Genomic DNA, 22669 nt, shown 5'->3' with positions numbered 1-22669 from the left:
CTAGTCAATTTCTAATTTTTCCAAGATACTCATTAAATCAGAAAAATCTCGAAAACCGGGACGGTCTTCTTTTCCTGCAGTCAAACCAATTCCTTGAATAGAGGTTTGCTCTACCCATTCTTCTATATCTTCCTCCGACACCTCTAAGCCTAAAATTATCGGATATTGTGCCGCCCAAATCTCAATCGATGATTCCATCCCTTGCAGCGATTCTGGGCCATCTCCGATTAATAAAAAATGACTCACGTAAGGAGCTGCTGAAGCAAATAAAGCTGGCAAATTGTCCGTATCGATATTTACACGAAGTATTTTAGGCAAATCAATATCTTGAATCAACACGAGATTCACTTTCGAATCAATCTCTATGGCGTCCGGTTGATGGGAAGCCACTACGATTTTTATATCCTCTGGCTTTAAACCAACGCATTCGCCTACGATTTGAACACCCGCTAACCAGTTTCGAATCTCTACGAATTTCTCTAAAGGCATCGCTAAAGAGAAACCCAACCACTCCACTCCCATTCCGGCACAATACCGAGCATCAGAGAGATTTTCAATCGAACTGACTTTAACTTTGGTTTTTAACATAGACGGCTTTTGAAAAGAATACGAATAATTAGGCAAAAATACGCTTTGTAGACGTATTTACAAAGATTAGCCGTAACTTGCGACATAATTTCGTCAGGCATTGAACCTGAGCAGCAAATATGGATAAAAAAGGACGCGTCTTAGTCGCTATGAGCGGCGGAATCGACAGCTCGGTCGCAGCTGTTTTATTACACGAACAAGGATACGAAGTAATCGGTATGACCATGAAGACATGGGATTATGCGAGTGCGGGTGGAGATAAGAAGGAAACAGGCTGTTGTTCTTTGGACTCCATAAACGATGCCCGTCATATTGCGGTTTCCCTTGGTTTCCCACATTATATATTAGATATCAGAGAAGAATTCGGTGATTCGGTCATCGATTACTTCACGAATGAATACGTAGAAGGTCGCACGCCTAATCCTTGTGTCATGTGTAATACGCACATTAAATGGGATGCGTTATTGCGTCGTGCAGATCAATTAGGTTGCGAATTCATCGCGACAGGCCATTATGCGCAGATTCGACAAGAGAATGGTCGCCATATTATTTCCAAAGGCGTAGATGCTTTAAAGGATCAGAGTTATGTGCTTTGGGGAGTTTCGCAAGAAAGTCTCGCGCGTACCATTTTGCCTTTAGGTCATCTCACGAAAGCGCGCATCAGAGAGATGGCTACCGAGCGTGGATTCGTCGATTTAGTCAATAAATCCGAGAGCTATGAGATCTGTTTCGTTCCGGATAATGATTACCGTGGTTTCTTAAAAAGACGTATTCCTGAGCTGGAAGACCAGGTAAAAGGAGGGAATTTCATTGATTTAGGGGGTAATATCATCGGTAAACACGAAGGATATCCTTTTTATACGGTAGGCCAAAGAAAGGGCCTCGGAAAAGCCTTCGGTTATCCAGCTTTCGTCATTGAAATTCGGAAAGAGTCGAACGAAGTGGTCATCGGAAAAGTCGAAGATTTAAACCGAACTGGCATGTGGGTGGGTCAATTGAACTTACAGAAGTACGCAGAGATTCCTGCTGAAGGCATCGAAACCGTGACTAAAGTTCGCTATAAAGATGCCGGCACGGCAGGTCATATCGAACAGGTGGGCGAAAAGATGAAAGTTGATTTTGCCTTTGATGTGTCTGGCATTGCACCGGGTCAAGCCGCCGTATTTTATGAGGGAGATGATGTCGTAGGTGGTGGCTGGATTTTAAAGTCCTACCTAAAGGGAAGTGTTTTTGAAAACGTACAATCCTTTCAGACTACTTAATTTTTGTGTGAATTCGAGGCATTTGAATGACTTCCATATCGAAAATTCGCTTACCATCGATCTTAAATTGCAGCGCCGTTTGTTCCGAGTGAAATCCGTGTTGTCCCGCAGCACCAGGGTTCAAAAAAAGCATTTTATTGCGATTCTGATCCCTTTTTACCTGCAGAATATGGGAATGACCACAGACAAAAATCATCGGTAATCCCATCGAAAATGTCTCTAAAGCATCTGGTTTATAAGAAGAGGGCGCTCCGGCAATATGCGTCATGGCGACCGTTACTTGCTCACAAGTGAAGCGGGTGATTTTGGGAAACATATTCCGAATCATTCGATCATCAATATTTCCATAAACCCCATATACGGGTTTTCCAAATCCAATCAAGGTATCCGCCACCGCCACCGAACCCCAGTCCCCACCATGCCAAATCTGGTCGCAGGCTTCCACATGGGGAATCAAACGCGGATCCAGGTAACTATGGGTATCAGAAAGGACTAAAATCTTTTGCATTTACTTGTGTAAGGAGATCAATTTACCCGTTGAAATCAACGCATTCGCTTTCCATTGTGCTTTTTCTGATTCAAAAGCAGCTTTCTTTTCAGCTGTAATTTCTTTCGTCACCCAAGCCGGCGAACCCGCATCTTTCCACGCTGAATACCAAAACGAGGCCACCCGATGCGAAGATTGAATCATACGTCCTTGAATAGAAACCCCTAGTTTATCAGCATAAGCTTGAATAAATTCATCCGTATAGTAACGCTGCATCTTTCCATAACGCTCGACTATTTTAAAAGATTTCTCCTCCCCTAAAGCTTGACGAACCGCTGTTTCTGCTTTAAACATCTCTGGAAGCATGGCGTGAGACTCTAATAATATCTGGAAGATAAAATCCTGAGGTTTGGCAATATATTGAGCTGCCTGAGGCTGATACAAAGCATAATTCTTCAATTGAGCCTCTGGAACTAAACTTTCCCATAGGACGTGCATCCCCTTTTGGTTTGTCAACTGTCCATCGTGATTTTTCGTGGTATGTAATGGCACGTGTGAATCCGCCACATAATGACCTAGATCTGCCGCATAGAATAAAACGGAATCCTTTAATTCGTTTTTAAAGGCATTCACTAAACGACCATACACGCGATTCACTTCCCAAGGCACTAAACCTTCCTTTCGCAAGCTATCAAAGGAATATTTAGCCACCGCTTGTTTAAAATCATGAGGAATATCGGTGCGGTAATTAGGTCCAAAAACGTTTGCATCCATATCAAGGTAATGCTTTGAATCCTCTGTCTTGTCATCCTTACGACGCACATCTGGGCGAATCGATTGTTGAACAACATACTCCTGATTCGCATAGAAGAAAAGACCTAGGTCCGTCGGCAAAGGATAAATGGCGATTTGTTGTAAGGTTTTATGGGCCAAAAATCCCCAAGAAACTAAAAAGCCACAGATAAGTAAAAGTGCTATTTTGCGCATATTATTTTTTTGAAATGAATGTTTTAGGTGCTAATCCGTATTGCTTTTTAAAGGCACGGGTAAAATAAGCGGGATCATTAAAGCCCACTTGGTAAGCTACTTCGGATACGTTTAAGGATCCTTTTTCTAATAAAATTCTAGCCTGCTGCAAACGAATAGATCGGATAAACTCGTTTCCAGCCAGTGAAGTTAACATTTTCAATTTACGATAGAGTTGCATCTTACTCATATCCATGGCTTGCTCCAGATGTTCTACATCAAAATCCGCCTCATCTAAATGATCAATAACTACCTGAGTTGCTTTATGCAGGAATTCATCCTCGAAAACAGGCGTCAATTGGAGATCTTGATTTATTACAGAATTTTGCCAATTCTTTCGAAGTCGTTCTTTCGCTTCCAATAATTTATTTACCCTTAATTCCAAAATATCTGCGTGGAATGGTTTGGAGATAAAATCATCGGCTCCTGACTGCATTCCTTCGATTTGGCTTTCTTGAGAACTTTTCGACGTCAATATCACCACTGGAATGTGGCTCGTTTTCGAATTCGTCCTAATCTCCTTACAAAGCGTTACCCCTGACATTCCAGGCATCATCCAATCCGTAATAACTACATCAGGCAAATACATTAAGGCCATTTCTAATCCGGTTTCACCCCGATCTGCCTCTATTACTTGGAAGGATCGCTCAAATATCTCCCGAATGAAAGCACGCATCTCCGCATGATCTTCTACGATAAGAAGAATCTGTTTTTCCTGTGAAATAATGTCAACTTTTTGACTCTCTGACTCGGTGACTGCTGGAAGACTATTCGTCCTCACCCAAGCCGGATCAAAGGCCTCTTGCGTCACTGGAAAATGTAATTTAAAATCAGACCCTGCTCCTAAATCGCTCAAAACATCGATTGTGCCACGATGCACCTCCATCAATTCCTTACAAAGTGACAATCCCACGCCAGTACCTACTCGATCTGACTTTTCTGGAATTTGATAAAAACGATCAAAAATATGTTGAATATGCTCTGCACTAATTCCCTTACCTGTGTCCATTACGTGAATAGTCACTCTTGAAATGCTTTCTTTGCCGGCCTGATACGATTTATGCAATTCTAGACGAACTCCGATAATACCATCCTCCGGAGTGAATTTAAAGGCATTTGACAATAGATTTGTCACACATTTCTCTATGATGTCAGCATCATAATAAACAAGCAAAGACTCTACAGGTACATCCCACTTTAATTTGATCTGTTTCTGCTGTGCATACGAATCAAAACTTTGTTTAATCGAATTTAACTGCCGGACTAAATCATGTTTTTCCACCACAGGTAGCACATTCCCTGATTCAATTTTAGATAAATCCAAAAGTTGATTAATTAATCTCAGTAGTTTTTGTGCGTTTTGGTAGATCGAATTAATCTTCGTCTTTTGATCCTTATTTAGGCTATTATTCGATATAAAATACTTCTCTAACGGACTTGTTATTAAGGTTAGAGGCGTACGCAATTCATGGGAAATATTCGTAAAAAAGTGGGTCTTTACTTGTTCTAGCTCCTGAATTCGCTCTTTTTCGATTTCCTTCAAACGTAAGTCCGTACGAAAAGCTTCCCTTATCTTAACCTCCCGAATAAAGGCATATATAATCGCAGCTATTAACACGACATAAAGAATATAAGCCCACCAAGTTCTGTACCAAGGAGGCAAAACGGTGATTCTTAGCTCATAAGATTTCTCTGCCCAAACTCCATCCGAATTACTCGCTTTCACTTTGAAAATATAATCCCCCGGACTTAAATTCGTATAAGTCGCTGTGCGCTGCGTTCCTACCTGATTCCATTCTTTTTCAAAACCATCTAAATAATACGCATAGCGATTATTCTTAGGCCTCTGGTATTCTAACGCAACGAAATCTATACTAAATACCGTTTGATCGGGTTGTAGAATTAAGCGATCTGTGGATAAAATATCAACTGAAAGTGGGGAGTTTTCCTCGCCTACTTCCACGTCTTTATTAAAGATTTTCAGCTTCGTAAAATAGACATTTGGCGCATTCAAGCGCATTCGTAAACTATCGGATTTTAAATAATTCAAGCCATTGACGCCACCAAAAAATAACCAATTCTGATTATTCCTAGCTATCGCATTCGTCATAAATTCTTTTCCTTGTAAACCATCAGCCTCTTCAAAACTGACAAACTTCAAGGTCTTTCCATCCATTTTAGAAATTCCCCCATTGGTTGTAAACCATAAATCCCCTTTCGCATCCTCCACCATACCCCGAATACTATTGCTTACTAAACCATCCTTAACAGTAAACACTTTAAATCCTTTAACAGGCCCCAGATATTGATTTAAACCACCACCCTGAGTCATTACCCAGATTCTTTTTCCCCGATCTTGAAAAACTTGGTTGACGTGATTATAACTTAAGGCACCAGGCTCGGATGATTTGACAAAATGACGCAGCTTCTGACTAGCCATCTGATACACATATAAACCATGACCTACAGTGCTCAGCCAAATTTCTTCATTATCAATAATCTGAATGGAAGAAACTGACTTGTTCATCAAATTTGACTTACCTAAAGCCGCAAAAGGTTCCCCATATTGTTTAGTGGCTGGGTCAAAGGAAACCACTCCTATTCCCGATGTTCCTAACAGAAACTGATTTTGGTAGGGAGTTAACGTATTAAAATTAGCTTCCCTTTTACCTGGTTTAAATGGAAAATTAATTAATTGATGATCTTTCGTGAAAAGATTAATCCCTTTCCCCCAAAGTCCCAGCCAAACACCGCCATCCTTTTGGGGATAGATAAAATTCACATCATAGGTCTCTGTTGAGTTTAATTTATTCGCGGAGGGGCTTTGTAAATAATGCGTCACCGCCCTTTTCTTGTGATTGAAATAGGACAAACCCACATTACTACCTACCCAAATTCCCGCATCGCCATCTGCCGCAATGGCACTGACCTTATTACTTAGTAAACCTTGTAAGCTATTGGGTTTATAACGTAAAACAGCAAATCGAGGTTTTTGGAAAAAAGAAATATTCAAACCAGCCTCCCAAGTACCTATCCAGGTATTTTGATTTGCATCTGTAAATAAACTCAGGGTAGAATTAGACGAAATACCTAGATCTGGATCCGGATTAGACGGGATGTTCGTAAAAGAATTGAAATTCTCTCCAGAAAGTTTATAAACGCCATTGTCTGTTCCTATCCATATATTTTGCAAGGCATCTTTTGCTAGGGAAGTGACGATGTTTTGGCGTGATAAAGGGTCAGAAGCCCGGTAAAACACCACTTTAAATTGCTGCGTTTTAGGAGTGAATCGATAAATACCCTTTCCATCCGTTCCCACCAGAATATCCCCATTTTTCGTTTCAAACAAGGCCCTCACCCGGTAATTTATGGCTCCGAATTGATACGGAATGAAACTATGCGCGTTCAATTGAGAAATCAAATAACCCGTTCTCGTACCCATCCAAACAGTTCCTGAGGAATGCTTAAATAATCTAGCCACGTCTTTTACGTAGGCATTTTTCCACTCCGATTCTTCCTTAATTAATTGATTAGTCCGTATATCATACACGAGATAACCTACACCTAATACCGCAACCCCTATTTTACCTTTCCCTAGATTTAAAATACTAGGAATAGTAGAACTGGACAAATCTTGTCCCGCAGGCCCCTTTATGAATCGAGTAATTTTACCCGTAGCTAATTCAATTTTATTTAACCCAGACGTACGTGTCCCTACCCAAAGATTCCCTAAATCATCTTCCGTTACCGAAAATATCTCACTTCCACTTAAGGTTTTGGGATCACTAGGATCATTCCGGTAAATCTTAAAATTGTGACCATCATAGCGATTCAAGCCATCCCCCGTGGCAAACCACAAGAAACCCTTTTTATCTTGAATGATTTTAAAGATAGAACTTTGGGACAATCCAGAGGCCGTACTCAGACGTTCATAGCGCGTTTGATTTTGGCTATATAGACCAAAAAAGATAAACCAAGAAAAATAGAATACGAGTCTGTTCATTGGAATCTTAAAATTAGGGAATTAAACCAGGAATTTGGATGGATTTGTCCTGAAATAAGCGATTGCAAGAATTGTCCATGTAAATGTCGAATTCGTCCTAAGCTATGTAAGGGCACCCAAGTACATTTGATACAAGAATTTTTCTTCCACTATGAATAAAACATTTGTTTCATTTAACGTAAAGAATTCAGGAAACAAACTCCCGAAATACCAGCAATTAGTGAATTCACTCTTGCAGGACATTGAAATGGGAGAATTGAAACCTGGCGAGCGATTGCCATCCATTAATGAGGCATCGGAAGAATGCTACCTTTCCCGTGATACAGTCGAGAGAGCTTATACCGAGTTGCATAAAATGGGAGCCATCACGTCCATTTTCCGCAAAGGCTACTTCATTTCAGAATCTAGCCTTAAAGTAAAGACGAAAGTTCTTTTCCTCATCGGTCGGATGACGGAGACAAATCAAACACTTTATAATGCCTTTTTAGATCACTTTGGCAAAAATGTCATGGTGGATATTTATACCTATCAGTACAAACCGCGTGAATTCAAAGAAATCATCGGCCAACAATTAGGGAATTACCATTATTACCTGATTCAACCCCATTTAATCGATGAGGATGAGGAAACGGTGAAGATTTTACAGAAAATAGCCGGGGATCGGTTGATTTTATTAGACCAAAATTTCGGAACCATCCGTCATTCCAGTCTGATTTGTCCTCCCAATCCCACGCTAAAGAAGATTTTTAATACCCAACTAAACCTGTTTAATAAGTACCGCAGTCTTAATTTAGTGATGAGCGAAGACGAATACTTCGATCCTGAATTAATCAATGCGTGCAGTGAATTCTGTGAATCGAATTCATTGAATTTCCAAGTATTAGATGGCCTAGAAGAGGACGATTATCGCCAAAATGAGATTTATTTCACTTTGTCCGATAGCGATCTTTTCCAGGCTATCAAATATGCGGATAAAAAGAAATGGACGCTTGGGAAAGAGGTGGGTATCATCTCCTTGAACGATCATCCATTTAAGGAAATTATTGCTGGAGGAATCACCGTAGTGAGTACTCATCCGGAGAAATTAGGCCAAAAAGCGGCCGAAATGATCCTTACAAATCAAAAAACGGCTGAGGTCATCGAACCTAGCTTGATTATACGAAATTCTCTTTAGGGTTTTATTTTGCTAGAAAAGGGCCATGATTTCATGGCCTCTTTTTTTTCACGTAGTCTAAGTTTCGCTGAATGCCCTTTAATTTCGTTCGCTTGATAGCGGAATAGTGAAACAAGGTTTGAAAAACCTCCTCTGATAATCCCTCCCAATCAACCTCAGCTAGATTCTCTGCAAATCTCGGCTCATTATGCGGCTTCGAAAAGCGATTCCAAGGACACACATCTTGGCAAATATCACAACCAAAAATCCAGTTTTGAAAGTCCGACTGTAAACTCGCCGGCATTTGATCCTTTAACTCAATGGTAAAATAGGAAATACATTTACTTCCATCCACTACGTAGGGAGTAATGGCATCTGTGGGACAGGCGTCGATGCAACGCGTGCACGTACCACAAAAGTCTTTTATAGGCCCATCTGGACTAGCTTTTAAATCAATTAAGAGTTCTGCCAAAAAATAAAAACTCCCCTGTTTCGGGATAATCAAATTCGCATTCTTCCCTATCCAACCCAGCCCAGATTTTTTCGCCCAAGCCTTTTCTAATATAGGAGCCGAATCCACAAACATCCTGCCAGAAAACTCCCCTAAATCTATTTTTAGGGTGTCCCACAGATCCTGCATCTTATCTTTGATTACCCGGTGGTAATCTTCTCCGTAGGCATATTTTGAAATCTTAAAATCTTTTACTGCGATTTCTTCAGAAGGAAAGTAATTATAGACAAGCGAAACAACGGTTTGACAACCATCCACCAGCTTCCGTGGATCTAATCTTTTATCAAAATGATTAGCCATATAGGCCATTTCCCCGTGTTGATTTGAGTTCAACCAGTCTTCTAGTCTTGGCGCCTCTTCCTCTAAAAATCCGGCCTCAGAAATGCCACAAAAAGCAAAACCAAATTGCTGCGCTTTGGACTTTATAACATGAGAAATTTGAGCTGGACTTTTTGACATTTGCCTAAAATTACAAAGGTCAATTCATTTATGCCAAAGTGTCATAAAATTGTTTTTGGTATTGAATTTGTATGATGGATTTCGCAATCGTAATTTTGTACCATGAAAAAGAAAGAAAACGAACAAACGCCTGAGGAAGAAATCGTCAATCAACAAGAAGAAAATGCCCCTGAAACGGAGGAAACAACTCCAATAGATGAATTAACCGAGATGAAGGAGAAATACCTTCGCTTATATTCAGACTTCGAAAACTTCCGTAAACGCACGGCGAAAGAGAAGATGGAAATGATTCAAACTGCATCTGAACGCTTAATTGTCGACTTATTACCCGTAGTCGATGACTACGAACGTGCCTTAGCGAATGCTCCAGAGGGAGAAATAACAGAAGGAACACAATTAATCTTCGCTAAAATAGGCGCTATTCTGCAATCCAAAGGATTAAAAGAATTACCCGCAAAAGGCGAAATTTTTGATGCCGAATTACATGATTGCATTACTCAATTCCCTGCTCCTAGCGAGGATGAAAAAGGCAAAGTGGTCGAAGTAGTAGAAAAAGGATATACACTGAACGAAAAAGTCATCCGCTTTGCAAAAGTGGTGGTCGGAAATTAATATAAAATGGCTCAAAAAAGAGATTATTACGAAGTATTAGGCATATCAAAATCTGCAGCTGAGGACGAAATCAAGAAGGCTTACCGTAAAATGGCGGTAAAATACCATCCTGATAAGAATCCGGATAACAAGGAGGCGGAAGAAAAATTCAAAGAAGCAGCTGAAGCCTATGAGGTCTTAAGTAATTCCACAAAGAAAGCGCAATACGACCGTTTCGGTCACGCTGGAATGGGTGGAGCTGCTGGCGGAGGTTTTGGTGGTGCAGGCGGTATGAATATGGAAGATATCTTCTCTCAGTTTGGAGATATATTCGGTGGAGGAGATGAGAGCCCATTCGGTAGCTTCTTTAATGGAGGCCGCAGCGGTGGTGGAAGACGTCAACGCAGAGGAACCGACCTACGCATCAAGCTTAAGTTGAATTTAGAAGAAATCGCAAACGGCGTAGAAAAGAAAATTAAAGTAAAACGCCACGTCGCTTGTAAATCATGTGCTGGAAATGGATCTAAAAACGGTACTGACTTGAAATCCTGTGGTACCTGCCAAGGTTCAGGTCAGGTTCGTCAAGTACAGCAAACTATGTTAGGCCAAATGGTCACGTCGTCTACCTGCCCTCATTGTAGCGGAGAAGGCAAAACAGTCGGGTCGAAATGTGGAGATTGCTTCGGTGAAGGACGCGTATTAGAAGAAGAAATCATCCCTATCAAAATCCCAGCAGGCGTATCCAATGACATGCAATTATCCATGTCAAGTAAAGGTAACGTTCCGCCTCGTGGTGGTGTCGCTGGCGATTTATTAATCGTCATCGAAGAAGAAGCACATGAGTTATTGCACCGGGATGGAAATAATGTGATTTTCGATCTTTACGTAAATTTCGTAGATGCAGCCCTTGGAACTTCAGTCGAAGTACCTACCATCACCGGTAAAGCTAAGATTTCCTTAGAAGCTGGAACGCAAAGTGGCAAGATCCTCCGTTTAAAAGGTAAAGGAATCAAAGAATTAAATGGTTATTCGATCGGGGATCAATTAGTCCACGTGAATATTTGGACCCCTAAACAGGTTAGTAAAGAAGAAACCGAATTATTAGAAAAACTACGCGCCTCCCCTAACTTCGCCCCTCAACCGGGTAAAGGTGAGAAAGGATTTTTTCATAAGGTGAGGGATATGTTTTCATAAAAAGCTTCGCTTTTTATGAAAACATATCTCAAAGTTCAAAGACCAAAGAGCAAAGTTCAAAGTCAAAATATCAGTAAATCATAAAAAAAGCGGCAAATGCCGCTTTTTTTATATTATGAGAAAAAATATTTCAGAATTCATCGCCGAAGGCGATACAATCTTTATTCTTTATGCTTTGTGCTCTATGCTTTCTATTGAAGGCGAGCCATCTGCTTATTAAACTTCTCCTCCAGCTCCTGGTATTTCGCAGGGCTTAGCTTAGACGCTTTCAAGGCTGAAACGACTAAATTCATTTCATAGATGGCGATTTGGACATCACGTTCGTGTGAACCATAGCGGCCATCTAAATAATAATCTAATAGTTGATCATCACGCTTGACGATTTTAGAAGCCATTTTAAGGGCTGCCTTAGGATCACCTACGGAAATGTATAGTTCGACCATACTTGCAGAGAATTGATCGTAAGGGATTACTTTGTCTGGCATTTTTTGGTCTAAGAAATCTAACACCTTTTTCGCCTGAGCGTAATTTCCCTCACGAACTAATTGATCTGCTAAACGGTAGACGCTTAAACGAGCCGTCACCGATGGAATTCCTAAATAGAAATCTCCGTGGTAATAAACCTTATCATCATTTAGCCCCCTCCAGAACATCTTTTTCGTGATATTCTTTGTCATCACCTCTGTGTTCACGTAACCATCATTAGCCCCAGGAATCTTGAAAGGCATTAAACGATACGCATAGCCTTCTAATTGCATCGATTCCTTCAGACCTAAGTATTGATCATTTGGTAAAGTAGATGCGAAGTAAATCGGACGTTTCCAACCAGACATTGCGTTGTTTGAAATGATCTCTAATTGGATTAGTTCGCCTTTATAGATGTTGTGAGATGGCAACTTCCAGCCTAAAACAGGCGACATATAAGGCACAAATTGCTTAGGGAACCAGTTTGACTTCGCTACAGCGGCGATGTCCACGGGAATCACCACTGAATCAGTTGGCAGCGTATTAATCGTTTCGCCTAATTGCGTTTGCTCCTGAATAGAAGGACTGTCTTTATGTAATAAATCCAAATAGTCCGGTAAAGACATCGCCGTCAGACCCTCCTTGGGATTAAATAAAATCTGGTCATTTACTCCTTCCATTAACTGATCTTTCGTTAATAGAATAGGTAATGGTTGTGATTCGTAGGTTTTACGCTTCATCTGATCGATGTACCAGTCCGTTCCTAATAGGGATAAATTACACACGCGAACGTCTGTTCTGAATCCTTCTACTTCTTGTACGTACCAAAGAGGGAACGTATCATTATCCCCTCCCGTAAATAGAATCGCGTTAGGGGCGCAGGAGTTTAATAGGTTTTTGGCAAAATCAATCTGGTGATAACGATCACTGCGATCATGATCATCCCAGTTTTGTTGTGCCAAAATCGCAGGTGCCGTCAAACCTAATAAAGCCACTATCGCCCATTTGGCCTTATCAGCTTTCACAAATTTTTGAATCAACTCCATAATTTGCATCACCGCAAAACCCGCCCAAATCGACATAAAATAGAACGATCCCACGAAAATGTAATCACGCTCGCGCGGTTCTGTAGGTGGAGAATTCAGGTAAACCGTCAAGGCCACCCCGGTTAAAATAAACATCAAAATAGTGACTAAAAGGTCTTTATCGTTCTTGCGAAGCATATAGAAGAAACCCAATAGCACGAATATAATAGGTAAGAAAAAGTAATTATTTCTCGCCTTATTTTGGCGTAAAATGTCGGGTAATTTCGAAGTGTCTTCGAAGGCATTAATCGCCCAAGCATCTTGCATATCACTTTCACGACCCACGAAATTCCACAACAAATAGCGCATATACATGTGGCCCAGTTGATGAGTGAAGAGGAATTCTAGGTTCTTGCCAAAACTCGGTTTCTCCCCTGCCGGAATACCGAGCATCTCTTGGTATAACTTCACGTGATTCGCTTGACTCGAATACACCCGAGGCAATAACATCATTTGGGTCTTATCGTATTCATACACTGGTTTCTTCGTGTACTCCACATATTTCCCGTCCTTCATCTTGTAAATAGGCGTCTCCGCACCTTCCTTATAGCCGGTTACTTCGGCCGTATAAACTGGGCCATAAATCAACGAACGCTCACCATATTGCTCACGCTTCAAGTATTTCAAGAAGTTTAGGATATTGCTCGGATCGTTCTCATTAATAGGTGTATTATAACCTGAACGCACTAGAGCGACCGTATAAGTGGAATAACCGATGAGTAAAAAGACAAAGGAGAAGAGCGCGACATTGAGCACTTCCTTGCCTTTGGCATAGGAATAACGAATCCCAAAAACAATCGCCGCTAATAATAAGATTAAGAATACAATCGCTCCCGTACCATACGAAAAGCCTAAGGTATTCACGAAAGTCAATTCAAATTCGAAGGCTAAACTAGGCAAGCCCGGAATAATTCCCGCATTAATAATTCCCAAAATAAAGAGGGCAATTAAGATGGAGATCACGCCACCAGTCAGCGTAGGCTTCTCATAACGTTTAAAATAATACAATAATCCCAAAGCAGGAAGCGTCACCAAGTTCAATAAGTGGACTCCAATGGATAAACCAACCAGATAAGCGATAAACAAGATCCAACGATTCGATTCTGCTCTATCTTCCACTAATTCCCACTTAAACGCCGCCCAAACTACAATCGCGGTAAAGAAAGACGACATCGCATATACCTCAGCTTCCACAGCTGAGAACCAAAACGTATCCGAAAACGTGTAAATCAATGAACCTACAACCCCTGAAGCCAATAAACCAAAACGCTCATTTGTGTTCATGGCCTCAAACGACTTATTGATCATCTTGCGACCGATCATCACAATCGTCCAATGCAAGAATAAAATCGTCAATGCGCTGCTTAAAACAGACATCATATTCACCCAAAATGCCACTCTGGTCACATCCCCCAACGCAAGCAAGGAGAACATTCTACCTAGCAACAAGAATAAAGGAGCCCCTGGAGGGTGAGGTACTTGTAATTTATAGGCACAAGCGATGAATTCGCCACAGTCCCAAAAAGAGGCCGTAGGTTCCACCGTCAAAGTATAGGTGATCAAGGCAATAAGGAAAACTCCCCAACCCGTCCAATTATTTAATTTTTTAAAACTCCACATAGGTCAAATTAATTAAACTGTTTTAAGAAACGAACGTCATTCTCTGTGAATAAACGTAAGTCTTTGATCTGGTATTTTAACATCGTGATACGCTCGATTCCCATCCCAAAAGCAAAGCCATTGTACTTCTTCGAATCGATTCCCACATTTTCTAATACATTCGGGTCTACCATTCCGGCGCCTGCAATCTCCACCCAACCGGCTCCTTTGCAAACATTACATCCATCCCCTTTACATAAGAGACAAGTAATGTCCATTTCAGCACTAGGCTCCGTAAAAGGGAAATAAGAGGGGCGGAAACGCACTTTCGTATCTTTCCCAAACATCTCTTTGGCAAAATGATATAAGGTATCTTTCAAATCCTTGAAACTCACATTTTCATCCACATAAAGTCCCTCCACTTGATGGAAAAGGCAATGTGCGCGGGCAGAAATCGCTTCATTACGAAATACGCGTCCTGGCATCACCGAGCGAATCGGAGGCTTTTGGTGTTGCATCAACCGAATTTGAACATTCGAGGTATGCGTTCGCAATAAGACATCATCTTGAATCTCCCCTGCCCCTTTTTCAATAAAAAAAGTATCCTGCATTTCACGCGCTGGATGATTCGCTGGAAAATTCAAGGCAGTAAAATTATAGAAATCAGTTTCGATCTCAGGGCCATCCGAAACGGAGAAACCCATACGATTAAATATCTCCAAAATGCGTGCTCTTACTTTCGTCAAAGGATGCAAACTCCCCTGGGAAATCGGATTATATACTGTTAAATCAGACGGAACCTCGAAGTCAGCGGCATTTCCTGCGAATGCTTCTTGCGCCTCAGCAAACTTTGTTTCTGCTGAATTTTTCAAGCCATTTAAGGCCTGTCCCACCTCACGGCGATTTTCAGCTGGTACATTTTTCAATTCATCAAAAAGCGATGCCAATTGACTTTTACGTCCAACAAATTGATTTCGAAAAGATTCTAATTCGCTTTCATTCGAAATGACATAAGCATCAATTTCAGCCTTCAGCCCTTTTATTTGTTCATTCATGTGGGTAATTATAAAATGCGGAAACCGATGGTTGCCTGGTAATAACTAGGTTTTTGCGAATAATTAAATCCACTTGGTACAGCAAGGGTATTCTTTAACTCTGATGTTGCACCTTCGTAACGTAAATCTAATGACAAGTTCAGTATATCAAAACCTATCCCGGCTTGGTAGCCAAAACTCGAACGATTAACTATATCCTTAGATGTACCTGTAAAATAAGACTTAACTGCCGCATCCGGACTTGTCTCAGCAGAAATGGCATAAGAGGCCACAGGGCCTGCCATAACGCGTATTGGCCCTAATTTAATTCCTAAAAGCACAGGGACATCTAATGACTTTTGAGAAAAGATAACAACTCCTTGATTAGTTGTAATGGTATTAAGAACGTCCACATTTACTTCTTTAGCAGTAAAATAGTTTTCTATCTGGATGAAAATAGTGCGTCCAATGCGAGCATAAGCCCCCAATTGATATCCAGACTTGTTTTCTAAATTAGCATTTAAACTTGCTACTTTTACTGCAGAAAGATTTACTCCTCCTTTAATTCCTAATCTAAAATAATCTGCTGGCGAATGCTTTTGAGCCGAGGCAACTGAAATGACACCCATTAATAAGGTAATCATCATAAAGGGTTTTAATGCTTTCATGATTATTGTGATTAATTAACTTGTAAAATTATCCTTTTTCATTCGAAAAAAAAGAAAAAACCAAAATCAAAACGTATTTTTGACCACAAATCGTATAAACGTGGCCAAAGCTAAAACCTCCTTTTTTTGTCAATCCTGTGGACATTCCGCACCCAAGTGGTTAGGAAAATGTCCCTCCTGTGGAGAATGGAATACCTTCGTTGAGGAATTAGTGGAACAGGCTGTGCATCCGGCGGAAGTTTGGAAGACAAAAGGAAGCCCTAAATCAGCTGCAAAACCGAAATTGTTGACCGAAGTTAGCTTCGAAAACCAGCCAAAACTTACCTGTTCTGACCCAGAATTCAATCGCGTACTGGGCGGTGGAATCGTACCTGGCTCACTCGTATTAATCGGCGGCGAGCCCGGCATCGGAAAATCAACTCTTTTATTACAAGTGGCGCTTTCTCTAACGCAAACACGTGTTTTATACGTCACTGGAGAAGAATCTGAACAACAAATTAAATTAAGAGCAGATCGCTTAGCCGCTAAATCTGACTCCCTATATATATTAACGGAAACGAATACCCAAGCCATTTTCAGGCATTTAGTAGACCTAGAACCGGAATTAATCATTGTAGACTCCATTCAAACCCTGTTTTCTGATCAAATCGAATCAGGTCCAGGCTCCGTTTCACAAATCCGGGAATGTGCGCTTGAACTGATGCGCTTCGCAAAAGAAAGTGCTACGCCTATTTTCTTAGTAGGTCATATTACCAAAGAAGGTTCGATCGCCGGCCCTAAAGTCTTAGAACACTTAGTGGATACCGTCTTGCAATTCGAGGGAGATCGCCACATGATCTACCGTATTTTGCGCACGACGAAAAACCGCTTCGGTTCTACCTCTGAATTAGGGATTTATGAAATGCTAGGAAGTGGCTTAAGACCCGTGACCAATCCATCCGAAATTCTTTTATCTCAACGCGATGAACCCTCATCCGGCATCGCCATAGGTACATTAATGGAGGGAAATCGTCCACTTTTGGTCGAAATTCAATCCTTAGTCAGTGCCTCTTCCTATGGTAACGCCCAAAGAACGGCAAATGGATACGATGGAAAGCGTCTAAGTATGTTAATCGCCGTTTTAGAGAAAAGAGGCGGCTATAAGTTAGCCACACAAGATGTTTTCTTAAATATAACGGGCGGAATACGCGTGGATGATCCAGCATTAGATTTAGCGACCTGTATGTCGCTAGTTTCTTCCTATGAAGATAAAATCCTTGACTCCTCCATATGTTTTGCCGCAGAAGTAGGCTTAGGCGGAGAGTTGAGATCTGTTACTCGCATTGATCAGCGAATTGCAGAAGCAGAGAAATTAGGTTTTAAAGAGATTTGGATCAGTAAGTATAATCTGAAAGGCTTGAATTATAAGCCTACTAAAATCAAAGTGCGATCCGAAGCGACCTTATTAGATGTTATTCTGCACATTTGGCATCAAAAATAGACGCTGGGTATTCCACTTCTACTAAGTGTAATCCGTGCGCAGGAACAGCACGTCCTGCTTTGCATCGATCTTTAGAATCAAGAATTTCTTGTAATTGAGCCAAAGTTAGTCGCCCCTGCCCTAGTTCTAGCAAAGTTCCCACTACTGCGCGCACCATACCACGTAGGAAACGATTACCTTGAATCGTAAAAATCAATTCATCGCCCCGATAAGCCCAAAAAGCCTGCATGATAGTACACTCGAAAGTGGTCACTTCGGTTTTTACCTTAGAGAAACACTGGTAATCGGTATGTTTGAAAAATAAAGCCGCCGCTTGATTCATCGCCTCGACATCTAATTCGACACCGAATCGGTAAGAAAAAGCAGAATTAAATGGATTTTTAATTGGGCTAATACGGTATTCATAGGTCCTCGAAAGTGCTGCAAAGCGGGCATGGAAATCATCTAAAACTTTGTAAATACCTTTCACCACTAAGGAATCAGGTAGCATCCGATTTAGTCGAAACACAGCATTTTCTTTGACTTTTTTACCCTCCGGCAAATCAAAGTGCGCGAATTGTTGGTGGGCATGAACTCCCGTATCAGTCCGCGAACTTCCTACGATTTCAAGCTTAAAACCCAATAACAAACTTAATTTATCCTGCAAAAGCGACTGAACCGTCGTTGCATTTGGCTGAATTTGGTAGCCATGAAAAGAGCCGCCATCGTACGAAAAAGCGAGTAGATAGCGGCTCATTTACTTATTTCATTAAAGCAGTTTCTAAAGCTGTATCAAAAGATTGATACGCGGCAGCCACGGAGCTCAAAACAGTTCCATCTGCCACCATATCCGATCCTTGAACCGATCCAAGTGCAGAGAATTTAACTCCTTTAGCCTGCAATGCGGATTCGAAGGCTGCCTTTTTCAAAGCATCTACTGAAACAACCACGCGAGATTGCGCTTCACCGAACCAAAACGCATCCTGACGAATAGCCACATCTGAACTTACACTAAATCCTAAACCACGAGGGAAAGAAGATTCAGCCAAAGTCACCAATAAACCGCCATCTGATACATCATGCGCAGATTCAATTAATCTAGCCTCGATTAATGATGAAATCGCTTTTTGCAATTGAAGTTCCGTTGCTAAAACAAAATGGGGTGCTGGCGTCGCTTTTATTCCTTTATAAGAATACACATATTCAGACGAAGCGATATCATTAACTGATTCACCTACTAAATAGATGGCATCCCCGTCTTTTTTGAAATCCAAGGTCATCTTATTTGCTGGATTCTCTAAAATTCCTAACATACCAATAGTAGGCGTTGGGAAAACAGGACCTTCATCAGAAGACTGATTATAGAAGGAAACGTTACCACCCGTCACCGGAGTTTCAAACGCCTCACACGATTTTTTCATTCCTTTAATTGCACCCACAAACTGCCAGTATACTTCGGGAACATAAGGATTGCCAAAGTTTAAGCAGTTCGTAATCGCTACCGGCAAACCACCCGAACAAACAATGTTACGCGCCGCTTCAGCCACTGCCATTGCAGTTCCTTCTTCTGGATCCGCGTTTACATAACGTGAATTACAATCCACTGTGATAACAATCGACTTTTGAGAACCATGTACTTTCACCACCGCTGCATCCGAAGGAGCGTTGGTATTGCGATTCGCACGACCGATCGACGAATCATATTGTTGTGCCACCCACTTCTTAGAAGCAATATTGGGGTGATTCATCATGTAGTTCAAAGCCTTTGGCAATTCTTCCTTAGGCAAATCAGCTACTGAATCAATCTTAAATTTCTTAAATTCTTGGAAATAAGCAGGCTCTTTGTACTCGCGGTTATACACCGGGGCACCACCACCTAAAACTAAATCATCCGCCGGAACATCCGCCACTAAAACACCATCTTGATAGAATTCAAGACGCTTTGTATCCGTTACGGTACCGATTTGCTCACAGTTTAAATCCCATTTATCAAAAATACGTTTCGCCTCATGCTCCCGACCTTTCTCCACTACGATCAACATCCGTTCTTGAGACTCAGATAGTAAGATCTCAAATGGTTGCATGTTAGCTTGACGCGTAGGCACTTTGGAAAGATCAATAATCATTCCATGCTCGCCTTTCGCAGACATTTCAGACGTCGAACAGATAATACCTGCCGCACCCATATCTTGAATTCCGATCACACAACCTGCTTCAATAATTTCCAAAGAAGCCTCTAATAACAATTTCTCTTGGAATGGATCCCCTACTTGAACCGCAGGTAATTTCTCCGACGACTTCGACGTAATATCTTCCGATGCAAAACTCGCACCACCAATTCCATCTTTTCCTGTTGCTGAACCTACAATAAATACCCCGTTACCTACTCCATAAGAAGTAGCAGATGCCTGAGTACCCACCTTTAATATACCTGCTGAAAACGCATTAACTAACGGATTCACATTATAACAATCATCAAATTGAACCTCACCACCCACGGTAGGAATTCCAAAGGCATTACCATAATCTCCAATCCCTTTCACTACACCTTTCACTAACCACTTCGTTTTAGCTAATTCAATATTGCCAAAACGCAACGAATTCAATTGCGCTATCGGGCGAGCACCCATCGTAAAAATATCCCGATTGATTCCACCCACACCAGTCGCCGCACCTTGATAAGGCTCTAAAGCAGACGGGTGATTATGCGATTCAATCTTAAATGCACAGCCTAAACCATCCCCTAAATCAACCAAACCCGCATTCTCCTCACCAGCTTTCGCTAACATACGTGGCGAGTCTTTGGGCAAAGTCTTCAACCAAACGATTGAATTCTTATAACTACAGTGCTCAGACCACATAACAGAGAAAATCGACAATTCGGTAAAATTAGGCTTTCGGCCTAAAATCTCCTGAATGCGATCATACTCTTCGGGTAATAATCCTAATTTTTTGGCTGTTTCGACGGTGGGAAGGGTTCCGATTGATTCCACTTAAGTGAGTTTAAAATTGAAATGCAAAGATAGGGAATCTTACTAAATGGTGAGTGGTAAATGGTAAATGATTTTTTATGAAAACTCGATCCATTCACCATTTACCACTTACCATTTTCTAAGCATAAAGCATAGAGCAAAAAGCATAAATATGGAATAAAAACATTTCATAAAGTCATTCGCGCAGCGAATACAAACTTTGTGCTTTGTGCTTTGCTCTTTGTTCTTTGGATTTAATTATAAAGCCCGTGGTTTTGACCACGGGCTTTATAATTAAATCCCCCAATACTCCCGATCCTCAGGAACATCGACATCCCGGAATTTATCGGAGAAGTGAATGATCTCACAAAGCATTGGATTTTGACGCCAAAATTTACCTAAACCTTGGTCTCCACTCCAATTTTTAAATAAAGGTCGTAAGGCGGTTGGTATCAACACCGGCGGAGAATTAACCCCTTGAAAAGAGGCCACAATGGCTCTTTCTGGGTTAGTTAAGGAAATAATATTTTTCATGTGAGCATTTGTCAAAAATGGCAAATCGCATAATAAGACTAGTACATCTTTTTCGGTCTCAATCGTTTTAAGCCCCACAGCAAGTGATTCCCCCATGCCTTTTTCCCATCGATCGACTTGCACATAAGATAAGTTTGAAAACTCTTTTTGAAGTTTTTCGATGATTTTAGTCGTTTGTTCCACTTCTGCACCTAAACAGACCAGCACTTCTTTACAAACGCTAAAGGCTAAACGAATGGATCTTTCTAAAAGGCTTTGGCCCTGATAAACCAAAACTTGTTTTGCTTCCCCTAAACGGGAGGATGCTCCGGCAGCTAAAATTAATCCAGTCATGTGATAAATATCAATTTCACTAATTTAATTAAAAATTATTAAAGCTTAGGTGGTAATTTTAGGCGATGCTTTTAGAAACTGAAATCGAATTTATTCAAAATAACCTTCACCGAGATCCTGTTTCGGTGGCCTTGGATGCATCGAAATATCCGCAATTAGACCTTCCTAAATTAGTAGGCCAAATAAAAGCTAGACAAAAACTCAAGGATAAAATGCCCCATTGGGTGGCAAATAATAAGGTTTTTTTTCCTCCCAATTTAGCACTTGAACAATCCTCCTCAGAAGATACGGCCCATTTCAAAGCCACTTTAGTCCAGGGCAAAATTGCGGATTTAACAGGTGGAATGGGATTAGATAGTTTTGCTTTCGCTAAAGCAGGCTGCGAGGTAAGCTACATCGAAAGACAGCCTGAATTAGCGAAAATCGCTGCGTACAATCACGATCAACTTAAAGCTGGAAATATCCAACACCATACGGCAGAAAGTTTAGCCTGGCTTTCTAATCAAGATGGAGAGTTTAATTTCATCTATGTAGATCCTGCAAGAAGAGATGGAGCAGGTAATAAGGTCGTTCTATTACAGGATTGCGAACCGAATGCTTTGGAACTACTATCCTATATCAACGAAAAAACCAGTATACTGATAAAAACGAGTCCTTTATTGGATTTAGATCGAGCCAGTAAAGAACTTCAAGGAGTCAAGAAAATCTATGTTGTTTGTGTCAAAAACGAGGTAAAAGAACTACTCTTCTTGAAAACAGCGCGATCCACAGAAGATCCAATCATTGAGGTAATTGAATTAAGCCATCCGGAACCTTCCATTTTCTTAGGGAAAAAATCGAACGAAACTGCAGCGGAAATCTCCTTTAGTGACCCTTTAAAATACCTATATGAACCTCACGCCGGTGTCCTAAAGGCAGGATTCTTTAAATCTGTAGGAAAAGAGGTAGTTAAAATAGCAGCCAATACTCATTTATATACATCTGAAGAACTACATACTAATTTTGCTGGTCGAACGTTTGAAATTCTGGCAGAAGGGCCTTTAGAAAAAAAATGGATTCAGTCAGTTTTACCAGGAATGAAAGCGAATATTTCCACCCGAAATTTTCCCATTAATGCGGATGAAATCAGAAAGAAATTTCAATTAAAAGATGGGGGTGAATTTACACTTTTTGCTTTTCGTGATCAGTCTACTAAAAACAAGGTTGTCCTAGCTAAAAAAATCTTCTAACTTTAATAAAATTTTGA

The 22669-nt window shown here is 40.9% G+C and carries 17 protein-coding genes; 6 read left to right on the top strand and 11 right to left on the bottom strand.

From position 1 onward, the window contains the following. The gene (locus tag ACST14_RS00615; RefSeq protein ID WP_459459527.1) at window positions 1-588 is read right to left on the bottom strand and encodes a beta/alpha barrel domain-containing protein; all 588 of its coding nucleotides are present in this window, start codon (window positions 586-588) and stop codon (window positions 1-3) included. A 119-nt stretch (window positions 589-707) separates the two neighbouring features. On the opposite strand from ACST14_RS00615, the gene mnmA reads away from it, so the two are divergent. Then, window positions 708-1850, top strand: a complete 1143-nt coding sequence (gene mnmA, locus ACST14_RS00610) for a tRNA 2-thiouridine(34) synthase MnmA (RefSeq protein ID WP_459459525.1) — start codon at window positions 708-710, stop codon at window positions 1848-1850. On the opposite strand, the gene ACST14_RS00605 is transcribed toward mnmA, so the two are convergent. From ACST14_RS00605 to ACST14_RS00595, 3 genes are read right to left on the bottom strand one after another with little or no spacing between them, the layout of a single operon-like run. Continuing rightward, window positions 1843-2358 carry a metallophosphoesterase family protein gene (locus ACST14_RS00605; protein WP_459459523.1) on the bottom strand — a complete coding sequence of 172 codons (516 nt, stop codon included), beginning with the start codon at window positions 2356-2358 and terminating at the stop codon, window positions 1843-1845. The genes mnmA and ACST14_RS00605 overlap by 8 nt on opposite strands. Continuing rightward, window positions 2359-3324: a zinc dependent phospholipase C family protein gene (locus tag ACST14_RS00600; protein ID WP_459459521.1), complete on the bottom strand. Its 966-nt coding sequence runs from the start codon at window positions 3322-3324 to the stop codon at window positions 2359-2361. Window position 3325: 1 nt separating this feature from the next. After that, a complete protein-coding gene (locus ACST14_RS00595) occupies window positions 3326-7366 on the bottom strand; it encodes a hybrid sensor histidine kinase/response regulator transcription factor (RefSeq protein ID WP_459459519.1) in 4041 nt (1346 codons plus the stop codon). A gap of 151 nt (window positions 7367-7517) precedes the next feature. Between ACST14_RS00595 and ACST14_RS00590 the strand changes: the two genes are divergently transcribed. Further along, the gene (locus ACST14_RS00590; RefSeq protein ID WP_459459517.1) at window positions 7518-8540 is read left to right on the top strand and encodes a winged helix-turn-helix domain-containing protein; all 1023 of its coding nucleotides are present in this window, start codon (window positions 7518-7520) and stop codon (window positions 8538-8540) included. Window positions 8541-8571: 31 nt separating this feature from the next. Here the strand turns inward: ACST14_RS00590 and queG are convergent, their stop codons facing one another. Beyond that, a complete protein-coding gene (gene queG / locus ACST14_RS00585; RefSeq protein ID WP_459459515.1) occupies window positions 8572-9489 on the bottom strand; it encodes a tRNA epoxyqueuosine(34) reductase QueG in 918 nt (305 codons plus the stop codon). Window positions 9490-9591: 102 nt separating this feature from the next. Here queG and ACST14_RS00580 point away from each other — a divergent pair, with 102 nt between their 5' ends. Continuing rightward, window positions 9592-10101 carry a nucleotide exchange factor GrpE gene (locus ACST14_RS00580; RefSeq protein ID WP_459459513.1) on the top strand — a complete coding sequence of 170 codons (510 nt, stop codon included), beginning with the start codon at window positions 9592-9594 and terminating at the stop codon, window positions 10099-10101. A gap of 6 nt (window positions 10102-10107) precedes the next feature. Beyond that, the gene (gene dnaJ / locus ACST14_RS00575) at window positions 10108-11274 is read left to right on the top strand and encodes a molecular chaperone DnaJ (RefSeq protein ID WP_459459511.1); all 1167 of its coding nucleotides are present in this window, start codon (window positions 10108-10110) and stop codon (window positions 11272-11274) included. A 191-nt stretch (window positions 11275-11465) separates the two neighbouring features. Here dnaJ and ACST14_RS00570 read toward each other — a convergent pair whose 3' ends face one another. The 3 genes from ACST14_RS00570 to ACST14_RS00560 are packed head-to-tail and all read right to left on the bottom strand — an operon-like array spanning window position 11466 to window position 16125. Then, the gene (locus ACST14_RS00570) at window positions 11466-14444 is read right to left on the bottom strand and encodes a protein O-mannosyl-transferase family (protein WP_459459509.1); all 2979 of its coding nucleotides are present in this window, start codon (window positions 14442-14444) and stop codon (window positions 11466-11468) included. Window positions 14445-14452: 8 nt separating this feature from the next. Beyond that, window positions 14453-15478 (bottom strand): phenylalanine--tRNA ligase subunit alpha, encoded by a 1026-nt coding sequence (pheS, locus tag ACST14_RS00565; protein ID WP_459459507.1) that lies wholly within the window; start codon window positions 15476-15478, stop codon window positions 14453-14455. Between the two features lie 8 nt (window positions 15479-15486). Beyond that, entirely contained in the window at window positions 15487-16125 is a 639-nt protein-coding gene (locus ACST14_RS00560) for a porin family protein (protein WP_459459505.1), read from the bottom strand. A 100-nt stretch (window positions 16126-16225) separates the two neighbouring features. On the opposite strand from ACST14_RS00560, the gene radA reads away from it, so the two are divergent. Further along, window positions 16226-17605, top strand: a complete 1380-nt coding sequence (gene radA, locus ACST14_RS00555) for a DNA repair protein RadA (RefSeq protein ID WP_459459503.1) — start codon at window positions 16226-16228, stop codon at window positions 17603-17605. On the opposite strand, the gene truA is transcribed toward radA, so the two are convergent. The 3 genes from truA to ACST14_RS00540 form a co-directional block, all read right to left on the bottom strand. Continuing rightward, window positions 17577-18341 carry a tRNA pseudouridine(38-40) synthase TruA gene (gene truA, locus ACST14_RS00550; protein ID WP_459459501.1) on the bottom strand — a complete coding sequence of 255 codons (765 nt, stop codon included), beginning with the start codon at window positions 18339-18341 and terminating at the stop codon, window positions 17577-17579. The two genes, radA and truA, sit on opposite strands and share 29 nt — an antisense overlap. Before the next feature lie 4 nt (window positions 18342-18345). Then, a complete protein-coding gene (gene purL, locus ACST14_RS00545) occupies window positions 18346-20577 on the bottom strand; it encodes a phosphoribosylformylglycinamidine synthase subunit PurL (protein WP_459459499.1) in 2232 nt (743 codons plus the stop codon). Between the two features lie 273 nt (window positions 20578-20850). Then, on the bottom strand, window positions 20851-21423 hold the full coding sequence (locus ACST14_RS00540) for a nucleotidyltransferase family protein (RefSeq protein ID WP_459459497.1): 573 nt from the start codon (window positions 21421-21423) through the stop codon (window positions 20851-20853). Between the two features lie 65 nt (window positions 21424-21488). On the opposite strand from ACST14_RS00540, the gene ACST14_RS00535 reads away from it, so the two are divergent. Next, window positions 21489-22652: a class I SAM-dependent methyltransferase gene (locus ACST14_RS00535; protein WP_459459495.1), complete on the top strand. Its 1164-nt coding sequence runs from the start codon at window positions 21489-21491 to the stop codon at window positions 22650-22652. Window positions 22653-22669 lie beyond the last annotated feature (17 nt).

It is taken from the genome of Aquirufa sp. A-Brett2-15D (assembly GCF_054558735.1).
The sequence above is the reverse complement of the archived record's forward strand: the minus strand, read 5'-3'. Positions and strand labels throughout refer to the sequence as shown.